The organism is Pleionea sediminis (assembly GCF_007570825.1).
Taxonomy (GTDB): Bacteria; Pseudomonadota; Gammaproteobacteria; order Enterobacterales; family Kangiellaceae; genus Pleionea; species Pleionea sediminis.
In genome coordinates, this window is the sequence record NZ_SUNB01000005.1 from 197,744 (window position 1) to 216,493 (window position 18,750).

The 18,750-nt window shown below is 41.4% G+C and carries 14 protein-coding genes; 6 read left to right on the top strand and 8 right to left on the bottom strand.

The genetic code is table 11. The features are described from left to right. Positions 1–159 precede the first annotated feature (159 nt). Both FAX86_RS17470 and FAX86_RS17475 read right to left on the bottom strand, forming a co-directional pair. Complete coding sequence (locus FAX86_RS17470) at positions 160–900, bottom strand: sulfotransferase-like domain-containing protein (RefSeq protein ID WP_144394768.1); 741 nt, start codon at positions 898–900, stop codon at positions 160–162. Next, the gene (locus FAX86_RS17475) at positions 900–1,814 is read right to left on the bottom strand and encodes an aminotransferase class IV (protein WP_144394769.1); all 915 of its coding nucleotides are present in this window, start codon (positions 1,812–1,814) and stop codon (positions 900–902) included. The genes FAX86_RS17470 and FAX86_RS17475 overlap by 1 nt, the downstream gene beginning before the upstream one ends. A gap of 413 nt (positions 1,815–2,227) precedes the next feature. Between FAX86_RS17475 and FAX86_RS17480 the strand changes: the two genes are divergently transcribed. Then, positions 2,228–4,828 carry a M14 family zinc carboxypeptidase gene (locus tag FAX86_RS17480; protein WP_164503658.1) on the top strand — a complete coding sequence of 867 codons (2,601 nt, stop codon included), beginning with the start codon at positions 2,228–2,230 and terminating at the stop codon, positions 4,826–4,828. A gap of 78 nt (positions 4,829–4,906) precedes the next feature. Here FAX86_RS17480 and FAX86_RS17490 read toward each other — a convergent pair whose 3' ends face one another. After that, positions 4,907–5,575 (bottom strand): thymidine kinase, encoded by a 669-nt coding sequence (locus FAX86_RS17490; protein WP_144394770.1) that lies wholly within the window; start codon positions 5,573–5,575, stop codon positions 4,907–4,909. A 124-nt stretch (positions 5,576–5,699) separates the two neighbouring features. Between FAX86_RS17490 and FAX86_RS17495 the strand changes: the two genes are divergently transcribed. Continuing rightward, a complete protein-coding gene (locus tag FAX86_RS17495) occupies positions 5,700–6,533 on the top strand; it encodes an isopenicillin N synthase family dioxygenase (RefSeq protein WP_144394771.1) in 834 nt (277 codons plus the stop codon). A 97-nt stretch (positions 6,534–6,630) separates the two neighbouring features. On the opposite strand, the gene FAX86_RS17500 is transcribed toward FAX86_RS17495, so the two are convergent. After that, entirely contained in the window at positions 6,631–7,851 is a 1,221-nt protein-coding gene (locus tag FAX86_RS17500; protein ID WP_205859248.1) for a NupC/NupG family nucleoside CNT transporter, read from the bottom strand. A 314-nt stretch (positions 7,852–8,165) separates the two neighbouring features. Between FAX86_RS17500 and FAX86_RS17505 the strand changes: the two genes are divergently transcribed. Beyond that, positions 8,166–10,031 carry a CocE/NonD family hydrolase gene (locus FAX86_RS17505; RefSeq protein WP_144394772.1) on the top strand — a complete coding sequence of 622 codons (1,866 nt, stop codon included), beginning with the start codon at positions 8,166–8,168 and terminating at the stop codon, positions 10,029–10,031. A 105-nt stretch (positions 10,032–10,136) separates the two neighbouring features. Continuing rightward, on the top strand, positions 10,137–10,970 hold the full coding sequence (locus FAX86_RS17510) for a formyl transferase (RefSeq protein ID WP_144394773.1): 834 nt from the start codon (positions 10,137–10,139) through the stop codon (positions 10,968–10,970). A 71-nt stretch (positions 10,971–11,041) separates the two neighbouring features. Here FAX86_RS17510 and FAX86_RS17515 read toward each other — a convergent pair whose 3' ends face one another. Both FAX86_RS17515 and FAX86_RS17520 read right to left on the bottom strand, forming a co-directional pair. Further along, positions 11,042–11,800, bottom strand: coding sequence for an ABC transporter permease (locus FAX86_RS17515; protein ID WP_144394774.1), 759 nt, complete (start codon positions 11,798–11,800; stop codon positions 11,042–11,044). A 5-nt stretch (positions 11,801–11,805) separates the two neighbouring features. Next, positions 11,806–12,708 carry an ABC transporter ATP-binding protein gene (locus tag FAX86_RS17520; RefSeq protein WP_144394775.1) on the bottom strand — a complete coding sequence of 301 codons (903 nt, stop codon included), beginning with the start codon at positions 12,706–12,708 and terminating at the stop codon, positions 11,806–11,808. A 168-nt stretch (positions 12,709–12,876) separates the two neighbouring features. On the opposite strand from FAX86_RS17520, the gene FAX86_RS17525 reads away from it, so the two are divergent. Together FAX86_RS17525 and FAX86_RS17530 are read left to right on the top strand one after the other, a co-directional pair. Further along, positions 12,877–14,319 (top strand): sensor histidine kinase, encoded by a 1,443-nt coding sequence (locus FAX86_RS17525; protein ID WP_164503659.1) that lies wholly within the window; start codon positions 12,877–12,879, stop codon positions 14,317–14,319. Continuing rightward, positions 14,320–14,961: a response regulator gene (locus tag FAX86_RS17530; RefSeq protein ID WP_144394777.1), complete on the top strand. Its 642-nt coding sequence runs from the start codon at positions 14,320–14,322 to the stop codon at positions 14,959–14,961. 61 nt (positions 14,962–15,022) lie between these two features. Here the strand turns inward: FAX86_RS17530 and FAX86_RS17535 are convergent, their stop codons facing one another. Together FAX86_RS17535 and fabR are read right to left on the bottom strand one after the other, a co-directional pair. Next, entirely contained in the window at positions 15,023–17,638 is a 2,616-nt protein-coding gene (locus FAX86_RS17535; RefSeq protein ID WP_144394778.1) for a TonB-dependent receptor, read from the bottom strand. A gap of 451 nt (positions 17,639–18,089) precedes the next feature. After that, a complete protein-coding gene (gene fabR, locus FAX86_RS17540; protein WP_144394779.1) occupies positions 18,090–18,749 on the bottom strand; it encodes an HTH-type transcriptional repressor FabR in 660 nt (219 codons plus the stop codon). Position 18,750 lies beyond the last annotated feature (1 nt).

Sequence of the window (18,750 nt, forward strand, 5' to 3'; positions counted from 1 at the left end):
ATTTTTATTATTTTTATTTTGCGATGCTTCGATTCTAAAGGACTTGGGTTTAAGATTTTGTGGTACTATTAACATTCAGCTCAGGTAATAATACCACTCTTTATGTACTATTTTTCGACCAGTTACGGCGTGGTTGCTGGTTCATTTTTATCAGGACAACTAGACAACTCGTCCCTCAAGAAGCAACCTTTTTTCGAACATTGCTAAATAGGCTGGCATGGCTTCTTCGGCTATTCGTTGCTGCTCAGTGGTTAGTTTAATTTCTTTTTGGGACGTACGTTTGAAGTGAGTGCTTTGCTCAACGGATGCGTACCAGTAGGGTGCCCAAACACCATCACTGTCTCTTTTTCCGCTTGGCCATTGCAACATTTGTTGATCAAATGGAATAGACAAGTGAGTGCATAGTTGCGATAGCATTTGCTGTGGGTGGTTTAAAACATCATCGGACTCAATAATGGGTATTTTTTGCTCAGTGAGTTCACAAAGTTCTTCATACAACTCAAACTGTCTCAGTACTCCAATATCATCTTGATTGACGGTAGGTCGGGAGCGAACATAGGACGCTACCACTGCGTGGGGATTTCTGATTAAGAAAACATGGGCTAGCGATTTTGCCCAATCCATGGAGTTCCCACGGAGCATATGATGAGTCATGTGTTTTTGATAAAAAATCGGAGATTCAACGTCAACTTCGGTGAGTTGCTGCTGTACTTCTCGCCAGCTGGTTGACTGTGACTCGATGATTTCTTGAAAGCCTGGATGATTAAAGCCGGTCTCTTTTAAGTAGCACGCATAAAAAGGTTCATCGACGACCGAGCAATCGGGACGATTTTCCCAGCTGCGCATCATCGCTGTTGATATGTTGCGTGGACCAGACCACATGGCAATACGCTTGGTCATTAAGCATCCTCCTGATGACAAGATTGTTCAACTAGAGCTGCGTAAAGATTGGATAATTTTTGCGTCATTGGTCCCATAGATTCATTGCCGATGGATCTTCCGTCCACATTAATAACCGGTGTGAGGCCGCCAAAGGTTCCCGTGCAAAAAGCTTCATCGGCAGAGTAAACATCGGTGAGGGAAAAGTTTTTCTGAAAAACCGGAATATTGTTTTCTTCGCAGGTTCGAATGACATTGGCGCGCGTGATACCTCCCAGGCAATAGTCACCACTGGATGTCCATACTTCACCATTACGAACAATAAAAAAGTGCGTCGAATTGCAAGTGGCAACAAAGCCATGAGGATCGAGCATAAGTGCCTCGTCGGCACCGGCTTTTGTCGCTTGAATACAAGCAAATATACAGTTTAATTTAGAGTGAGAGTTGAGTTTGGGATCTTGGACATCTGGATAACCGCGTCGCACATGAACAGTAAATAATTTAAGACCTGGATTGGGCACTGAAGCTTTGTACTCTGGAATAATAACGATGGTTGCTGGTGTTACTGTTATTCTTGGATCTTGATAGGGCGTTGCTTTTTCACCGCGAGTAACCATGAGTCGAATGTGCACGCCATCATGCATATCATTTGCTTCAAGTGTTGCGTAGATTCTTTCCACCAACTCTTTTTTGCTGAGCCCAATGTCCATATCTAATGCTTTCGCGCCTGAGAATAATCGCCCCATATGAGAATCAATAAATGCGAGTTTTCCCTGATGCAAACGAATGCCTTCCCAAACGCCATCGCCCAAAATAAATCCACTATCAAAAACACTGACTTTGGCTTCTTCCCGTGGATAAAGTTTGCCATTAATATTAATTTGAATAGACGCATTGCGTGGATCGTTTTGATAATTGTGAGCACCAAATCCCATAGAAATCACTCATAAATAAATTAGTAGAAAGCTAGACTAACGTATTCCTTGAGTTCCGCAAAACAAAATTAGACACATCTGATCATTTCGCTAACCCTATAGTTTCATAATATAAAGTGGTATCGAGACGACACTCTAAATAAGTATCAACAATTTGTTTTGACAAATGAAAGAAATCAAAAAGGCAATTTTCTTTCATGAATAACTAGATAGATCATCAAATCAAATAAAAAATCTCGAACAAAAATGAAAAACTATCTCACCTTGGAACATCTTGTCATTTAATTGTAATGAACTCTACTTTGCTGCCTAATCTTTAAACAGCTGGCTTGATTGAAGGAGTCATTTGATAGGGCAAGTATCAGGCCAGTGTGATTTTATCTTAAACAAAGAGAAAAACGAGGAATGCAAAAATGAAGACAATAAAAGTAAGTTTGTCGTTTTTGCTTTTCGGAATTTTAAGTAGTATTCCTTTAAGCGGAATTGCGAAGACATCTGTAAAAAATGAAAAAATAATTAGCGTACTCGAAGATGAAAAGCAAAACGATAATTTCTATCGTGTTTATTTTCCAAATGAGACTTTAGGTAACAAATTAGCAATAACTTTTCACAGTCAGCTCAGAGCAACTTTTAAAGACAAGGGTTACTCTGTATTAGAACTTAGTGAGAAGGATATTGAACGGTTAAAGCCATTCGGCTTTAAAATTGTTAAAGCACATGAGTTTATTCGACAAGAGAAGCAGCGTCTTGAAGGGTTGCAACAGCAACTCCGACAAAAACAGAATCTTCTCGAACAATCTGCGATCCCTGGTTATGATTGTTATGAAACCGTTGAAGAAACATTTGCGACAGCCGAATCAATGGTAACTGATTTTCCACAACTGGCATCGTGGATTGATGTTGGTGACTCTTGGGAGAAGTCAACTGGACAAGGTGGTTACGATATCAAAGTGTTAGTGTTGACCAACCAAAACAACGCGTTTGAAAAACCCAAATTATTTATCAATAGTGCGATTCACGCACGCGAATACACAACGGCACCGCTCAACTTAGATTTTGCTCGATGGTTGGTTGAAGGGTATGCAACTAACGCCGACGCGCGTTGGATATTGGATTATCACGAAGTCCATCTGATGTTGCAGACCAATCCTGATGGTCGAAAAATGGCAGAGGGTGGAAGTAGTTGGCGAAAGAATACCAATCAAAATTTTTGTGGGGCAACGTCAAGTCGGCGCGGTGCCGATCTGAATCGAAACTTTAGCGATCGTTGGAATATAACCAATGGACGTGGTTCGAGTGGTTGGGAGTGTAGTGATACTTATCGTGGGCCTTCTGCTGGATCAGAACCTGAAATTCAAGCGATAGAAAATTACATTCGCTCCATTTTTCCCGATCAACGTGGACCTAATGACGATGATGCAGCACCACTTACCGCAACCGGAATGCACATCGATATTCACAGTTACTCAGAGCTTGTATTGTGGCCTTGGGGTGATTCTGACGAACCGGCACCTAATGGCAGTCAGTTGCAAGCCTTAGGACGTAAGTTTGCTTTTTTTAATGGTTATATGCCACAACAGTCGATAGGGTTATACGCGACCGATGGAACCAGTGACGGAGTGAGTTACAGCGAGTTAGGCGTTCCCGCCATTACTTTTGAATTAGGCACCAGTTTTTTTCAACGTTGTTCCACGTATGAGAACACTATTAAGCCGAATAATTTACCGGCATTAATTTATGCGGCTAAAGTTGTAAACGCACCTTATGTGACACCATCCGGTCCCGATACTTTACAAGTGTCATTGAGTGATAACGCATCGACCGACGGTGTACCTGCAGGAATCGCAGTGACCTTAACGGCGAATACCAGCGATTTACGTTTTAGCAATCGTAATGGGACTGAACCGACTCAAAACATCGCTTCTGCGGAATATTATATTGATGTTCCACCCTGGCAATCTGGTGCGACAGCAATTCCTTTGACTGCAGCGGATGGTAGCTTTAACGCTAAGCAAGAATCGGTCACTGGAACGATTGATACCAGCAATTTATCGGTGGGTGAACACATTATATTTGTTCGGGCGAAAGATACGTCGAATATTTTCGGTGCGGTATCGGCTGTCTTTTTGCAAATTAATAATGAGGAACCACCTCTACTGGATTTTTCTTACGATTGTAATGGACTTGTATGTTCGTTTCAGGCATTAACCAATGGCACTGTTGCTGACTATCAATGGGACTTTGGTGATGGTAATTCGGGCAGTGGTCAACAAATAAGTTACGAGTATTCATCCGGTGGAACTTACTCAGTGACTCTGATTGTTACCGATGCGCAAGGTAACTCTGATAGTTTAAGTAAAGCGATAAATGTCTCAGGGGTAGATGATAGTTCGCTAGAAAATGGGATACCAAAAGCCGATCTATCGGCTGCACAAGGTGAGGAAATCAGATACTTAATGAACGTGCCTCCTGATGCGAGAAATCTATCCTTTGTTATCAAGGGCGGTACCGGTGACGCTGATTTGTACGTTCGATTTGGCGCAGAGCCGACAACCAGTGAGTATGATTGTCGCCCATATCGAAATGGTAATAGTGAAGTTTGTACGATAGATAACATTCAAACCGGCACTTATTACGTAATGTTGCGTGCCTATCGAGATTTCCGTGGGGTGAGTCTTACCGGATCTTATGATGTTGGTCCAATTGACGATGGCTCTTTTGAGGAATTGAATGTTTCCGGTGCACAAGGTGAATGGAAACACTATCAAATCGACTTACCTGCAGGTACCAGTTTATTGAAAGTTTCTATTGAAGGTGGAACCGGTGATGCCGATCTTTATGTGCGTCAAGGCAGTGAACCGACGACCAACCAATACGAGTGTCGACCGTATCGTTGGGGCAATAACGAAAGCTGCTCTTTCAATAATCCAGGCGCTGGGACTTGGTTTATTAGCTTGAGAGGATATTCGGAATTTAGTGGTGTTAATATCCGTGCAAGCTGGAGTGATAATTAGGCGAGGAGGGTTCTCGTTAATTCTTAGGAGGTGAAAGGATTCACCTCATTCAATATTCTTATGATTTTTATTTTTCAATCAATCGACGCATTCGACGTTTTGTTTTTCGTTCGTTGGATAGTCGCTATTATCTGATGGTATATTCTTCAAGACTTCTTTATCGCCTAACTCTAGCTTAAATGATGTGAGTTCTTTGTAATGCTTTCGACATAAAGAGATGTATCTTTCATTACCGCCAATTTCGATTTGCGCACCTTGAGTGACAGGCTTTCCTGAGGCATCAACTTTGGCAATAAAATTGGCTTTTTTCCCGCAATGACAAATCGTTTTCAGCTCGATGAGCTTGTCAGCCCAGGCCAACAAGGCTTCGCTACCTTCAAAGGTATCGGCTTTAAAATCGGTACGAATGCCAAAGGTTAAAACAGGTATGTTTAAATTATCAACGATTTCAGTAAGTTCATACACTTGTTTTCGTGATAAAAATTGAGCCTCGTCAACTAAAACACAGTCCACTTGATGGGATAATCCTTTTAGATGGTTTAAAAAGCTGAACGCTTGATTAAACGGGTAAGCTTCTTCGCTTAGTCCTGTTCTTGAGGCCACCAGATTTTTACCGTAGCGATTATCAATTTCGGGAGAATAAATGGCCGTGGTCATACCGCGCTCGCGATAATTGAAAGAGCTTTGTAGCAGGTAGGTCGATTTACCGGCATTCATTGAAGAGTAATAAAAATAAAGTTGTGCCATAACGACCCAATATCTGAAAGCTATCGCTGAATTATATCGTTGACGATGTGTGATGCAAGTGCCGATAGGCCCTGAGCAATAACATTGTTATAATTTCCACAAAATGAACCAAGAAAGAAGCATTATGCAGATTGTTGATTACAAAAGCGCTGAAGCACCTAAATTATTTGTTGAGTCACTGAGGGAAACGGGGTTTGGTGTGTTGGAAAATCATCCTATCGACCAAAACTTAGTCAACTCCATTTACGAAAAGTGGCAAGCTTTCTTTGATAGTGATGAAAAACATCAGTATCAGTTTGATGTTGAAAAACAAGATGGATTTTTTCCTTTTGAAACTTCTGAAACCGCGAAAGGTTTTGATGTTCCTGATTTGAAAGAATTTTATCATGTCTATCCTTGGGGGCGAATTCCTGAGCATTTGAAAGACGATATTTTAGAGTATTATCGTCGCACGTCTGAATTTGCGGCACAGTTGTTAAGCTGGATTGAGCAATACAGTCCATCGGAAGTGTCTGCTAATTATTCAGAACCTTTGTCGCAAATGATTAAGGATACGCCCAATACGTTATTACGTGTTCTGCATTACCCTCCGTTAGATGGCGTTGAACGAGAGGGGGCTGTTCGCGCGGCGGCTCACGAAGATATCAATTTGATTACTATTTTACCTGCGGCTAATGCGCCTGGTTTACAAGTGAAAAAGAAAGACGGTAGCTGGATGGATGTGCCGTGCAATTTCGGTAATTTAATCGTTAATATTGGCGATATGTTACAAGAAGCCTCAGGTGGTTATTTTCCATCTACCAGTCACCGGGTGATCAATCCTAGCGGAGAAGAGGCTAAACGTTCGCGCATTTCATTGCCATTATTTCTTCATCCACGATCGGAAGTGAAATTGTCCGAACGTCATACGCAGGCCAGTTATTTACTCGAACGGTTACGTGAATTAGGAGTCAAGTAATCGGTGTAAAATTCGGTGACACCAAGAATAAAAAAGGAGCAATTAGCTCCTTTTTTATTCTTAATAAATTAATTATTTAAATTTCGTTGCTGTGTAATTAGCTGATAGAAATAAATAGTCCAGCGATTGAAGCACTCATCAAGTTAGCCAGAGTTGCAGCAAGTAATGCTTTAACACCCATCGAAGCGAGTTCACCACGACGATTAGGAGCCATCGAACCGACTCCGCCCAATAAGATGGCGATGGAAGAAAGGTTTGCAAAACCGCACAGGGCAAATGTAATGATAACTTTCGTATGTTCGCTGAGAGAATCTTGGTAATTCACAAAGTCCAGATAAGCAACGAACTCATTGATGATCATTTTTTGTCCCAAAAAGCTTCCCGCAATGTGGGCTTCATCCCATGAAACACCCATTGCCCAGGCAATCGGTTGGAACAGGTAGCCAAGTATCGTCTGTAACGTTAGGCCATCGACACCAAAGAGGCTACCGACGTAACCGAGCGTGCCGTTAATCAATGCGATGAGTGCGACAAAGGCAATCAACATGGCGCCAACATTCACCGCCAATTGCGCGCCATTAATGGCTCCTTCGGCTGCAGCATCAATGACATTAACCTTTTTGGGTATTGCTTCTTTACCAAGATCTTCAATATCGTTTTTCGGCTCTTCGGTTTCTGGCATAACGAGTTTTGCCATCAGTAATCCGCCAGGAGCCGACATAAAGCTGGCAGCGATTAAGTACTTCAACTCGATACCAATACCGACGTAACCGGCAAGAATAGAGCCCGCAATGGATCCCATTCCACAGACCATAACCGCGAATAATTCGGAGCGCGTCATTTTCGCAACAAAAGGGCGCACAACTAAAGGTGCTTCTGTTTGGCCAACAAAGATATTGGCTGTAGCGCAGAGAGATTCAGGCCGGCTGGTGCGTAGCACCTTACGTAACCCACCGCCTAGAATCCGAATAACAAATTCCATGATTCGTAAGTGATACAAAACCGCGATGAGGGAAGAGAAGAAGATAATGACGGGAAGAACATGGAAGGCAAAAATAAAGCCCATATTGGTTTTGTCGGCCGCTTTGCCGAACATAAAACTGATACCGTCATTGGCGTACTCTAATAAGCTATTGACCGCATTGGAAAAAGATAAAAGCAGGTCTTTCCCAAATGGAACATAGAGCGCAAAGGCTCCGATGGCTAATTGAAGACCTAGCGCACCGCCAACGGTTCGCCAATTAATGCCTTTTCGATTACCAGATAACAGGTATCCCACCAAAAACACAGTACTAATGGCCAAAAGGCCTCGAATGATTTGTTCCACAGGTCCGTCACTGATGATTAGTTATTCATCGCTCTACGAAATAGAGCTGCTTAAAAAAGGGGCGCATCATACCAGTAATTCGCCTTAAATTCTAAAGGAGATTTATTTTGAGTCATTGAAAATCTTACGAACGCTCATGTTCAGTGGGCTGGAGAGACTATTGGATGGATAAAAAAGCTCACTTCAGTCGATAACGTGACTTAAGAAAGTCTGCTTTTCGTTTCAAAAAAATCCCTACTTGCTATGCGTTGATACTCCATCCGAAATTCAGTTATATTGACGCTCTGCCTAATAAGGAGAATAAAATGCACAGGCTCATTCCGTTTTTGTCTTTATTGATTATGTTGTTCGATATCGCCGCAGAAGATGCGGTGAAAAGTGACCCAAGGGCTGAGTTTATTCGCGAGCATTACGCCAAATACGAATACGAAATTCCCATGCGTGATGGTAAAACATTATTTACGGCAGTCTACGTTCCTTATGATGATTCACGTACATACCCGATGTTAATGTTGCGCACACCTTATTCTGTTGCTCCTTATGGCATTAATAACTACCGTAAATCGCTAGCCCCATCGTCTGAATTTGAAAAAGAAAAATTCATATTTGTCTGGCAAGACGTCCGCGGTCGTTTTCGATCGGAAGGTGAGTTTGTCAATATGAGACCACAAAACGCGTATCAGCGCGGTGGTCAAGCGGTGGATGATGCGACGGATACTTACGACACTATCGAATGGCTGGTTAAAAATATTCCTAATAATAATGGTCGCGTGGGTATGTGGGGCGTTTCTTATCCGGGTTATTATGCTTCGGTGGGGTCGATTAACGCTCATGATGCGTTAAAAGCTATTTCTCCACAGGCGCCCATTGCTGACTGGTTCTTTGATGACTTCCATCGCAATGGTATGTTTGCTTTGCCAATGGCTTTTGTTTTTTTCGATCGTTTCGATAATTTCCCCAAAGACAAACACAATTTTTGGCCTGAAGGTTTGGATTTACCAACACATGATGGTTACGATTTTTTCCTGGAGTTGGGTTCATTAGCTAACGTTAATAAAGTCTATTTTAAGAATGAGCGGCCTTTCTGGAATGATTTGGTAGCCCATCCTAATTATGACGACTACTGGAAACAACGGAACGTTTTACAGCACTTGAATGATACAGAACCAGCAACCTTGGTTGTTGGTGGTTGGTACGATACCGAAGATTTGTATGGACCATTACAAACCTACAAAACTATGTCGCGTAAAAACAAAGAAGATCATGTTAAGTTGGTGATGGGGCCATGGTCGCATGGCCAGTGGAACGGAGAAGACACCGATAATTTGGGCGAAGCAGAGTTTGGCTTTCAAACGGGTGAATGGTTTCAAGAGAATGTGTTATTGCCTTTTTTTTCTCAACACTTAAAAGGTAAAGATGCAAAAATTGCAACGGCGACCATGTTTGAAACAGGTGCTAACCGCTGGCGTCGATTCGATCAGTGGCCACCCAAAAATACCAAGTCATTGAGTTTGTTCTTTGCTGAGAAAGAATCCTTGTTATCCGAGCCACAAGACAAGCAAGAGCCGTTTACTGAGTACCTTAGTGATCCGCATAATCCAGTTCCACATTCGAAAAAAATTGGTCGCGGTTGGGATCGTCCCTACATGGTGGAGGATCAACGGTTTGCCGATCGCCGACCCGACGTTGTTTCGTTTGACACCGAACCGTTAAAAAATGATTTGACCTTGGCAGGCGATATTAAAGTTGACTTATACGTCTCTACTGACAAAACAGCGGCCGATTTTGTGGTGAAGTTGGTTGATGTGTTTCCGGGAAAGGATCCGAATACGGGAAAGCTCGATAAGAAAAATGGTAACCGACATGAGTTGGTTCGCTGGGGAGCCATAAGAGGTCGGTTTCGCGACTCGATGTCTAATCCGATTCCATTTAAACCGAACGAAATTACTCGAGTGTCATTTGAACTTTATGATGTACTGCATACGATTAAACGCGGACATAAGTTAAAGATTATGGTGCAAAGCTCAATGTTTCCGTTTTTGGATCGTAATCCACAAACTTACGTTGACAATATTTTTTATGCGAAAGACAGTGATTTTGTTAAAGCGAATCACCGCATCTATCATGATGGTAAACACAACAGTAAAGTGGTGTTGAGTGTACTTGATTAACATTTGTGGTGTTCGCTTGAATGATAGGTCGAGTATTGCGGGTAGTTAACTCAGGTTTGATGGTACATAAGCTTTACTGCCTAACTGCTTCTGGGTGATTTTCGGATGAATATAATATTTCTCGTTAATCGAGATATTGCGGGTAATTTTGCGTTAAATCATTTGTTGCCTCAGTTATCTGAGCACAAGGTGTCTTTGTTTCTTTCTGAGCGAGTTGGAAAACCAGGTTCTATGTCCGAACATCGCCAGTCGTTAGCCTTTTTTGAACAAACGTTATTTAATCAATTAGTAACGCCGCTATTGAATCAAAGAGAAAGTTACTCAAATTTTAAAACCTTTGAGCAGATGGCGCCTTTATTGGTTCAGCCACCCAAGGTTATGAATGATATTAACTCCTCTGAGAATTTGCGTGAGATCGAAAGTCTGAAACCGGATTTAATCATATCTATTCGCTATGGATGTATTTTAAAACAGCCGGCTATTGACGTACCTCGTTTCGGTGTTCTTAATCTTCACTCGGGTTTGTTACCTGAATATCGTGGCGTGATGGCAACTTTTTGGGCGATGATGAATGACGAGCCAACGATTGGCACAACGCTGCATTACATTGATAATGCGAAAATTGATCAAGGACCTGTTGTTAGTCGAGCACCTGTTTCTATGAATCCATCAGACTCCTATTTAATGAATGTTTTAAATTTATATAAGCCAGGTTGCGATCTGATTTTAAAGTCGATTGATCAATTGAGCCATCATGGCTCGCTGGATACTTTACCCCAAAATTTATCAGGTGCTTATTATACTTTTCCAACGGAAGAACAATGGGCTATGTTTTCTGACAAAGGACTGAGGTTGGTGGAAGAAGATAAGTTGACCGACTTTATAAAAGAGTATTATTTAGATGATTTAAAAGAAGACTTTAAAGTAAGCAGCCGATAATCCGTTAAGAGGTGCTTGATTAGTTATCGACTGCTACTTTATGGTCGTATTCTTTATTAGTGCGGCATCGGTTAATAAACGACTGATGATTTTTTGGTGAACCAATAACTCGAGCCAATAAATAGAATACTCGCAATTACGATTGAGTAAATGACAGCTTGTAATTGCATGTCTGATTGACTACCGACAGTTGCCATTGTGATGTAGCTCCATGGGTGGTAAACCCAATACTCAGAACTGCCAATTTGTATAATGCCCATTGTCGCAATGACTCCAACCGCGAGAGGAACAACGATGTTACTGAATCGCCAACTAATAGCATGTTGAATAATTAATACCGGTAAACAGGATACGAGAGAAAAGGTTAACGACTTGAATATCTTAAACTCAGATAGATCAAAGGTAATATTTAAACCGTCTGACACTCCAAATAAATGAAGCAGTAGAATACTGAATCCTAACCAGATATAGAGCATCACATTAGCGGCAAAGCAATAAACAAATGCTAAGATTAACTTCGCAATGTAAAGTTTAAATTGACTGACTGGCTGAGTGAGCATAAATCGCCAAGTATCATTTTTATGTTCGTTACCATTAAGCAAAGCCGTTATTAAAGCTAAGAAAAGTGGAAACATAAAGTAACTCCACAGCGCATTTGCTGTCATCCATAATGAAATCCAGCCCTTTTTTTCAATGGGGCCTAAGCCAGTTTTAACCAACACCATGGTTTGTAGTAGAACGACCATTAGTGGACAAACAATCATCATAAGCAGTGACAATGAACGCTTGGTTTTTAATAGTTCTACTTTAATTAACGTTATTAGCATCATTGTTGTTACCTTTGGTTGGTTTTTAAAAACCACTCTTCGAGAGAGGGCTGGTGGTAAATGGATTGAATAAGAGGGACATTTTGTTCAATGAGTTGTTGATTAACTTGTGTGACAGAGCTTTTGGCCAATCCTGTAACGCGAACTAATGACGATCCCGAAATTGATACGTTGTAAGCGTTGTGTAATAGAATCTGATGAGCTTTGTCTTGGTTCTCGACTTCCAGAGTGAGGTAGCCTTCACTTGATTGAGTGATTTTTGAAAGCTCATCTGTTTTTTCAACAACACCATTTCTGAGTAATGCGACATGAGACGCTACTTTCTCTACTTCATCCAGCAAATGACTTGATAAAAATACCGTGCATTCCATTTGATTGGGTAAGTCTTTGATGAGTTCTCGAATGTCTTGCATACCTTGCGGATCAAGGCCATTAGTTGGTTCATCTAATACGACGAGTTGCGGTGAGCCGAGTAAGGCATTTGCCAGTGCCAAGCGCTGTTTCATTCCCAGTGAAAAGTGACCGATTCGTCGATGCTTTGCTTCCAAAAGACCAACAATGCACAAAGTCTTATCGATTTCTGATTTTTTGAGTTGCTTAAGGTGACAGGTAATCGACAAAAACTCTTTTGCCGTTAGTTGGGGATAAAGTGAAGGAGCTTCAACTAGACTCCCTGTTTTTTGCTTGATCGTATTGGCATTATCTTTAAAGTTGAGTCCTAAAACGGACACTGATCCGGAATCCGATTTCAACAACCCCGTTATTAATCGTATGGTGGTTGATTTTCCTTCTCCATTATTGCCTAGAAATGCAAATACGCTGCCTTGGGGTACAGTAAAAGAAAGATTACTTAGCACTTTATGTTTGCCAAACGATTTTGAGACGTCACATAATTCAATGACATTTGCCATGATGATTTCCAATTAATAAATGATGTATAGATTTCATCATAAATTATTGTGTTGTGAATCGGCCTAGAGCAGGAATTGAGCCATAGGGTGATAGGTCTCGAGACCGATGTGGGGGAATTAATGTGTGGTATAGTTAACGCTCTATATTCTTTTAAGAAGGCGAGTTACTTGACCATTCGACTAACGATTGGCCAGAAATTATTTTTCAGTATATTGACGACGATATTAGTCGTTTCAATGATTGCATTTTTGGTGCTTTGGGGCGTTGGTCAGGCGCATTTACAGACGGAAAATGCACCTTTTAAACAATGGCAAAAGGACTATTTGGTTTCTCCAATTGCGGCAAGAAAATACTCTTTGGCCGATTATTTTCAAAACGTATTAAGCCAATATTGCCGTTCAGAAGAGTTGCATTCTGTTGAATCTGTGAATGAACAGTATGGCGCTACACAGATTAAGTCACTTTACGTGACAGGTTTGCAAGGACAGGTGGTTCGTTCTTGTGACGATCTCATCGACCAAAACGCCTTTCTATTACTGCCAATATATTCTCGAGATGATTTAGCTGATGCGTTAACCGGTGGCTTTAATTCGGGTGTCGAGCATATTGAAGAAAATCGCTATTGGATTGTTCAATCATTGAAGAACTCCGATAATGAAATTGTTGGAGCTATTGTTAGTGAACAAACATGGCAAATATCGCGTGAATTAGAAACATGGAGTTTTAAGACGAAGCAAGCTTTCAATACGATGATTCAATTTAGCTTAAGCAATTTGATTTGGATTATGCCATCTGCATTAACCATTGCTTTTATATTATCTCGGCGTTTAACTCGACAGCTGGCACAAGTTCAGAAAGTAATTGAAGAGTGGTCAAAAGGAAACTTTAATTCTAAAATTAAAGTGAACGGTCACGATGAAATAGCCAGTAGCTTACGTCGTTTAAATCAATTAGCCGATGACTTTCGTTATCTGCTAAATGAAAGAACTGTTAATGCAGAAACTCAAGAGCGACAACGAGTTGCTGCGGAGTTACATGATACCGTTAAGCAATTATTATTTGCGAACAACTTACAGCTGGGTAGTTGTAAAAAATCTCTGAAGGATGCTGCTAGCTTAGCTGCAATACAGCAAGCGATTAAAAATAATCAAGCTGCTTTTCAGCAAGTGAATCAGTTGATTTCGACATTGAAGCCTCAGGCATTGATTGGTGAAAATGCCTGGGGAACTATTGAACACATTGCAAAGCAGTGGGCAAATGAGAACAACAAAAAGATTTTCGTGGAATTGCCGCGGCAAGTTGTTTTATCGACTGAGGTAGCGCACGCTATTATTCGAGTAGTTCAAGAGTGTTTGCAGAATATAAAGAAACATGGCAACTCGGTGAGTCAAGTTCATATTCAAGTGAATGAAAACACTAAGGGAATTGTGTTAAATGTGCGTGATGATGGTTCGATTAATGATATACCGGAGTTAGGGCAAGGACTCGAACTACTACGTAATCGAATAGAATCGTTACAGGGGAGCGTTGAGTTTGATGTCGATAATGGATTTCGAGTATTTGCAAAAATTCCGCTCGTAACTTTAAGTGATAATATTGAGAGTGAGTAAATGATTAGTGTCTTGTCGATTGATGATCATGCCATTGTACGTCAGGGAATTGTAAGTTTTGTCAATAGCCAGGATGATATGGAAGTTGTTGCTGATAGCGGCGACCCTGAAGAAGGTTTACGGCTTATTGAGCAAACAGCGCCCGATGTTATTTTGATGGACTTGAAATTAAACCACGATATTGATGGCATTGAAGCAACGAGACGCGCAAAAATTTTAAGCCCTCGAAGTCAAGTGGTGGTTTTAACTTCATACCATCAGGACGAGCATATATTTCCGGCCATTGAAGCAGGAGCTTTATCTTATTTACTGAAAGATACCGATCCTGAAGCGCTCGCTGATGCAATTCGTAAAGCGTTTAAGCGTCAGGCTGTTTTATCTCCCTTCGTTGCAGAGCGAATATTGAAAGAAACTGAAACCAAAGGATTGGAAAGTCATCGCGTTAGTGTGCAACTTAGCCATCGAGAGTTGGAAGTTTTAAGGTTGTTGGCATCGGGATACAGTAATCAAGAAATCAGCGATCAACTAGGAATTGCGATCAAAACAGTGCGCTGTCATGTTAGCAACATATTAAGTAAATTGCATTTGCGTGATCGGACTCAAGCCGCGGTGACAGCATGGCAACAGGGTATTATGGATTGAGCGTGGTAAATTTAGAATGAAAGCAAACCAGATGTTATATCTGGCTTGCTCATTTGAGAGGCTAGAAACGATAGGTTGCTTTACCAAAGATAAATTGACCTCGAGGATTATGAACTCCCGAAACATAGCCAAATAGATCATTGTTGCCATCACCAATGGCAAAAGGTGGTTCTTCGTCAAATAAGTTTCTTACACCAAAACTGTAGGTTGTACTCAATTCCGTATCGTACTGAACTTGAACATTGACCGTCGTCATAGCATCAACGGTGCGTGACTTATTTTGGTCGAAGTCGAGTGAACCGTCGAAATCAATATCCGGTGTATCTTCAAACTCTCCGATGTAGTTAATCGAAGCGATTGCAGTCCAAGCGTTCATTGTCCATTCTACGCGTCCAATCCAACGGTGTTCTGGAAATTCATACTCACCTGTCCAATCGCGATCGTCTTTTTCAAATTTGGATAAAAACATATAATCCAAGTTGAAGTTGATCGTACCGCTGCCATCAAGAACCATTTGGTGATTGAAAACGAAATCAACACCTGATGCTTCTTGTGAGGTTAAGTTAAAGAATGAATTATTGACCGACGATAGTTCATTGGTAATTGGGTTTCGAGTACAAAAACGGTCATCAAACTCTGCGGGATCAGGGTTACAATAAAGATCGTAAACTAAACCAACGTCACCTTCGTCAATTTTATTGTCTTGAGTAATATTCCATACATCGACAGAAAAGTTTGTCGTGTTAGATATATCCCAAATTACACCGATGTTAACGCTTTCAGATTCTTCCGCTTGTAGATCGGGGTTACCTGAGAAAATAATGGTGTAATCGGTACTCGCGCCAACGGGGCTGGAGCAGAATGAAGCCGTTGATGGACTAATATTGGGATTACAGTAGGTATCTTCAAAGAATCGTGATTCTTGCGAAGGGCCTAAGCCAACTTGTGACAATGAGGGTGCTCGGAATCCGGTTCCCCAAGATGCACGTAGAGATAAGTTATCTTGAGCTGTCCAGCGTAGCGCAACTTTTGGGTTGGTGGAAGAACCAAAATCGCTGTAGTCGTCGTGACGTACCGCGAGTTGTAACTCTAAATCGAGCGTTAATGGCAACGAGAGTTCGGTATAAGCTGCCCAATGATCACGAGCGCCTTTCGCAGAAATGGATTCGGTACCGAAAATTAAACCGCGTTGAAATTGATCATCGGGACTATCGATAACTTTCTCATCACGGTATTCAAAACCTACGGCTAATGCAGCCATACCTGAATCCATTTCAAAAAGTTCACCTGACGACTTACCTTCGAAAGCAGTTAAGTGAGACTCACCGAGTCGGGTTAAATTAGTCGTGATCGCATCGATGACAGAAGCAGGGTTGTAAGTTCCGCCGAAAGGATTGTATCGGCCTGCATCAATTTCTTGTTGTAATAAATCAGTTCGCACCCATCCTTGTGACTTGGTGCCCGTTTGTAATGAACGGCTACGACCTTTTTGTGCCGATAACTCCCAATCCCAAACGCCAATGAAACCTCGTACACCAGCAACAAAACGCATGTTATCGGTTTCGATGTCCCAGCGTCGTGGACCCGCATCAACGGTACGGTGACGATCAATCGCGATATCCACACCAAAAGGATTATTAGGATGAGTGGAAGGAACGGTTAATCCGGCGTCGCCATCGAGAGGTGTTGGCGCGCCACCGGCTTCCGACGTATTGTGCTGAAATGAAACTTCACCAAATATTTCAACACCGCTAGCAAGTTCACGATCAAAGATAAACATCATGCCAGTACGTTCTGCTGCAGGAACTAAGAAACTGTATGGACCGTAGTCGAAAACACACGTTGCTCCGAAGGCTCGGTCTGCTGGACAATCTGGATCGATGGTGGTGACACCATTGACAATATAGCGACCAGGAAAACCACGCGACGAACGAAAGTCCATTCCACCAAAAGGTTCTTGATTGGCGGTACCTAGACTGCCTCGATCAATGTTCATTAATGCGGTATTAGAAAAATGGTCAATGATAAGTGTTGCATTACTGACGCTATCACCAAAACCGAAAACACCACTCACGGTTCGTTCATCAGCATCGGTATCGGTTGTATTACCGTATCCTAAGGATACTTCCGAGCTTACAAAGTCTCGTCTAAGGACGACGTTAATCACACCAGCGACGGCATCTGAACCGTAAATTGCAGAGGCTCCGTCTTTCAAAATTTGAATTTGTTCAACAGCACTCATAGGAATAGAGTTAATATCAACGAAGTTATTGACCACGCTTTCTGCAAATGAGCTGATAGTTACTCGTCGTCCGTTAATTAAAACGAGAGTCGCGTCAGAGCCAAAGCCTCGCAAGCTAACACCTGCTCCGCCATTCGCGGTTGAATCTTGACTATTACCCTCTGTTGAAAAGGTTCCTGAGCCAATCGACGGTAGGCGTTCTAAAAACTGATGTACGTTGTTGTAACCAGAACGATCCAGATCTTCTCGATCAAAAATGGTGACTGGCGACGGGCCTTCTGCGTCAGAGCGTTTTATATGAGAGCCAATAATTTGAATTTTATTCTCTTTCTCTTCCTCTTCGGCGGCATTGGCAAGAAAAGGCGAGCTTGCAACCAATGAGAGAGACAACAAAATGGGAATTTTTTTAAACGAAAAAAGAAACGTTTTGTTCATTTTATTATGTCCTGAAAATTTTTTGTTTAATAAATACAGAAAAATATTTCGAAAAAGTGCTTTATTGTTGTCTTTATTTGAGCGTTCTAGAAAATAACCGATTCTTATTCATAAAAGAACATGTATAGCGCTATGGTATCGATAAATAACTAACTTTTTAATGAAATATCGCGTAACGTATTAACTGAACTTGAGATGAAAAAGTAATTGGTAACTCAAAAATATAATATAGATTGTAAAATTGAGCTTAGCCACTTAAAACAAAAGAAAATATCTCGGTGATGCAAACTTAGCGATCTGCCACATACTGATTGAGGTAATTAAATTTCTGTTACAGAAATTTAATTTAAGAAAATGAACACGAGAATTTGATCTCGATTAATTTAAACGTGATGCAATTATGACTTTGCGCAAGCAAACCGTTTTTACAAGTGTTGTAGAACAATTGGGGTCAGGAAGATTCGTTTTCGGTCATTCCTCCGCTTGGTGAAGGTTCTTTGGATTCTGGTTTATTGATCATTGACGCTGCTCCGTTTGCAATAAATCGTAACTGGGTAATGGTGCTATTAATTAACTCTTGCTTATTTTCAACAGGGGCATCTAGATACTCAGCTCCATTATTAAAGGTGATCTTCACCAGGGCGTCTGACTGAAGCTTCGCAAGCGGTAAATCCAGTCCGGTAGTTTCGTGTAAATAGTCAGCCAGCTCTATTGTGAAATGCTGGACTTCTCGAGCGATTGCGTCGCGAAATGCTTTGGAGGTTCCTGAACGTTCTCTCAATAATAAACGGAAAATATTTGGATTGTTTTCAACAAACTCCATAAAGGTTTCTACCGAAACTTTGATGACACTGATGTCATCATCAAATTTTTTCCGTGCGCTGCGCATCAATTGTCGCAGTGTTACGCCGCATTCATCGACGAGTGTCAGTCCTAATTCTTCCATGTCTTTGAAGTGTCGATAAAAGGACGTCGGCGCAATACCGGCCTCTCGAGCAACTTCACGCAGACTCAAATTGGCAAAGCTTTGCTCGGCACTTAGCTGGTTAAGCGCGGCTTGAATGATCATTTGACGTGTTTTTTCTTTCTTTTGTGCTCGAATGCCCGCCATG

Bases quoted from the DNA above. Each gene is read 5' to 3' on its own strand.
- FAX86_RS17470 (WP_144394768.1), bottom strand. From the start codon at position 900: ATGACCAAGCGTATTGCCATGTGGTCTGGTCCACGCAACATATCAACA.
- FAX86_RS17475 (WP_144394769.1), bottom strand. From the start codon at position 1,814: ATGGGATTTGGTGCTCACAATTATCAAAACGATCCACGCAATGCGTCT.
- FAX86_RS17480 (WP_164503658.1), top strand. From the start codon at position 2,228: ATGAAGACAATAAAAGTAAGTTTGTCGTTTTTGCTTTTCGGAATTTTA.
- FAX86_RS17490 (WP_144394770.1), bottom strand. From the start codon at position 5,575: ATGGCACAACTTTATTTTTATTACTCTTCAATGAATGCCGGTAAATCG.
- FAX86_RS17495 (WP_144394771.1), top strand. From the start codon at position 5,700: ATGCAGATTGTTGATTACAAAAGCGCTGAAGCACCTAAATTATTTGTT.
- FAX86_RS17505 (WP_144394772.1), top strand. From the start codon at position 8,166: ATGCACAGGCTCATTCCGTTTTTGTCTTTATTGATTATGTTGTTCGAT.
- FAX86_RS17510 (WP_144394773.1), top strand. From the start codon at position 10,137: ATGAATATAATATTTCTCGTTAATCGAGATATTGCGGGTAATTTTGCG.
- FAX86_RS17515 (WP_144394774.1), bottom strand. From the start codon at position 11,800: ATGATGCTAATAACGTTAATTAAAGTAGAACTATTAAAAACCAAGCGT.
- FAX86_RS17520 (WP_144394775.1), bottom strand. From the start codon at position 12,708: ATGGCAAATGTCATTGAATTATGTGACGTCTCAAAATCGTTTGGCAAA.
- FAX86_RS17530 (WP_144394777.1), top strand. From the start codon at position 14,320: ATGATTAGTGTCTTGTCGATTGATGATCATGCCATTGTACGTCAGGGA.
- FAX86_RS17535 (WP_144394778.1), bottom strand. From the start codon at position 17,638: ATGAACAAAACGTTTCTTTTTTCGTTTAAAAAAATTCCCATTTTGTTG.
- fabR (WP_144394779.1), bottom strand. From the start codon at position 18,749: ATGGCGGGCATTCGAGCACAAAAGAAAGAAAAAACACGTCAAATGATC.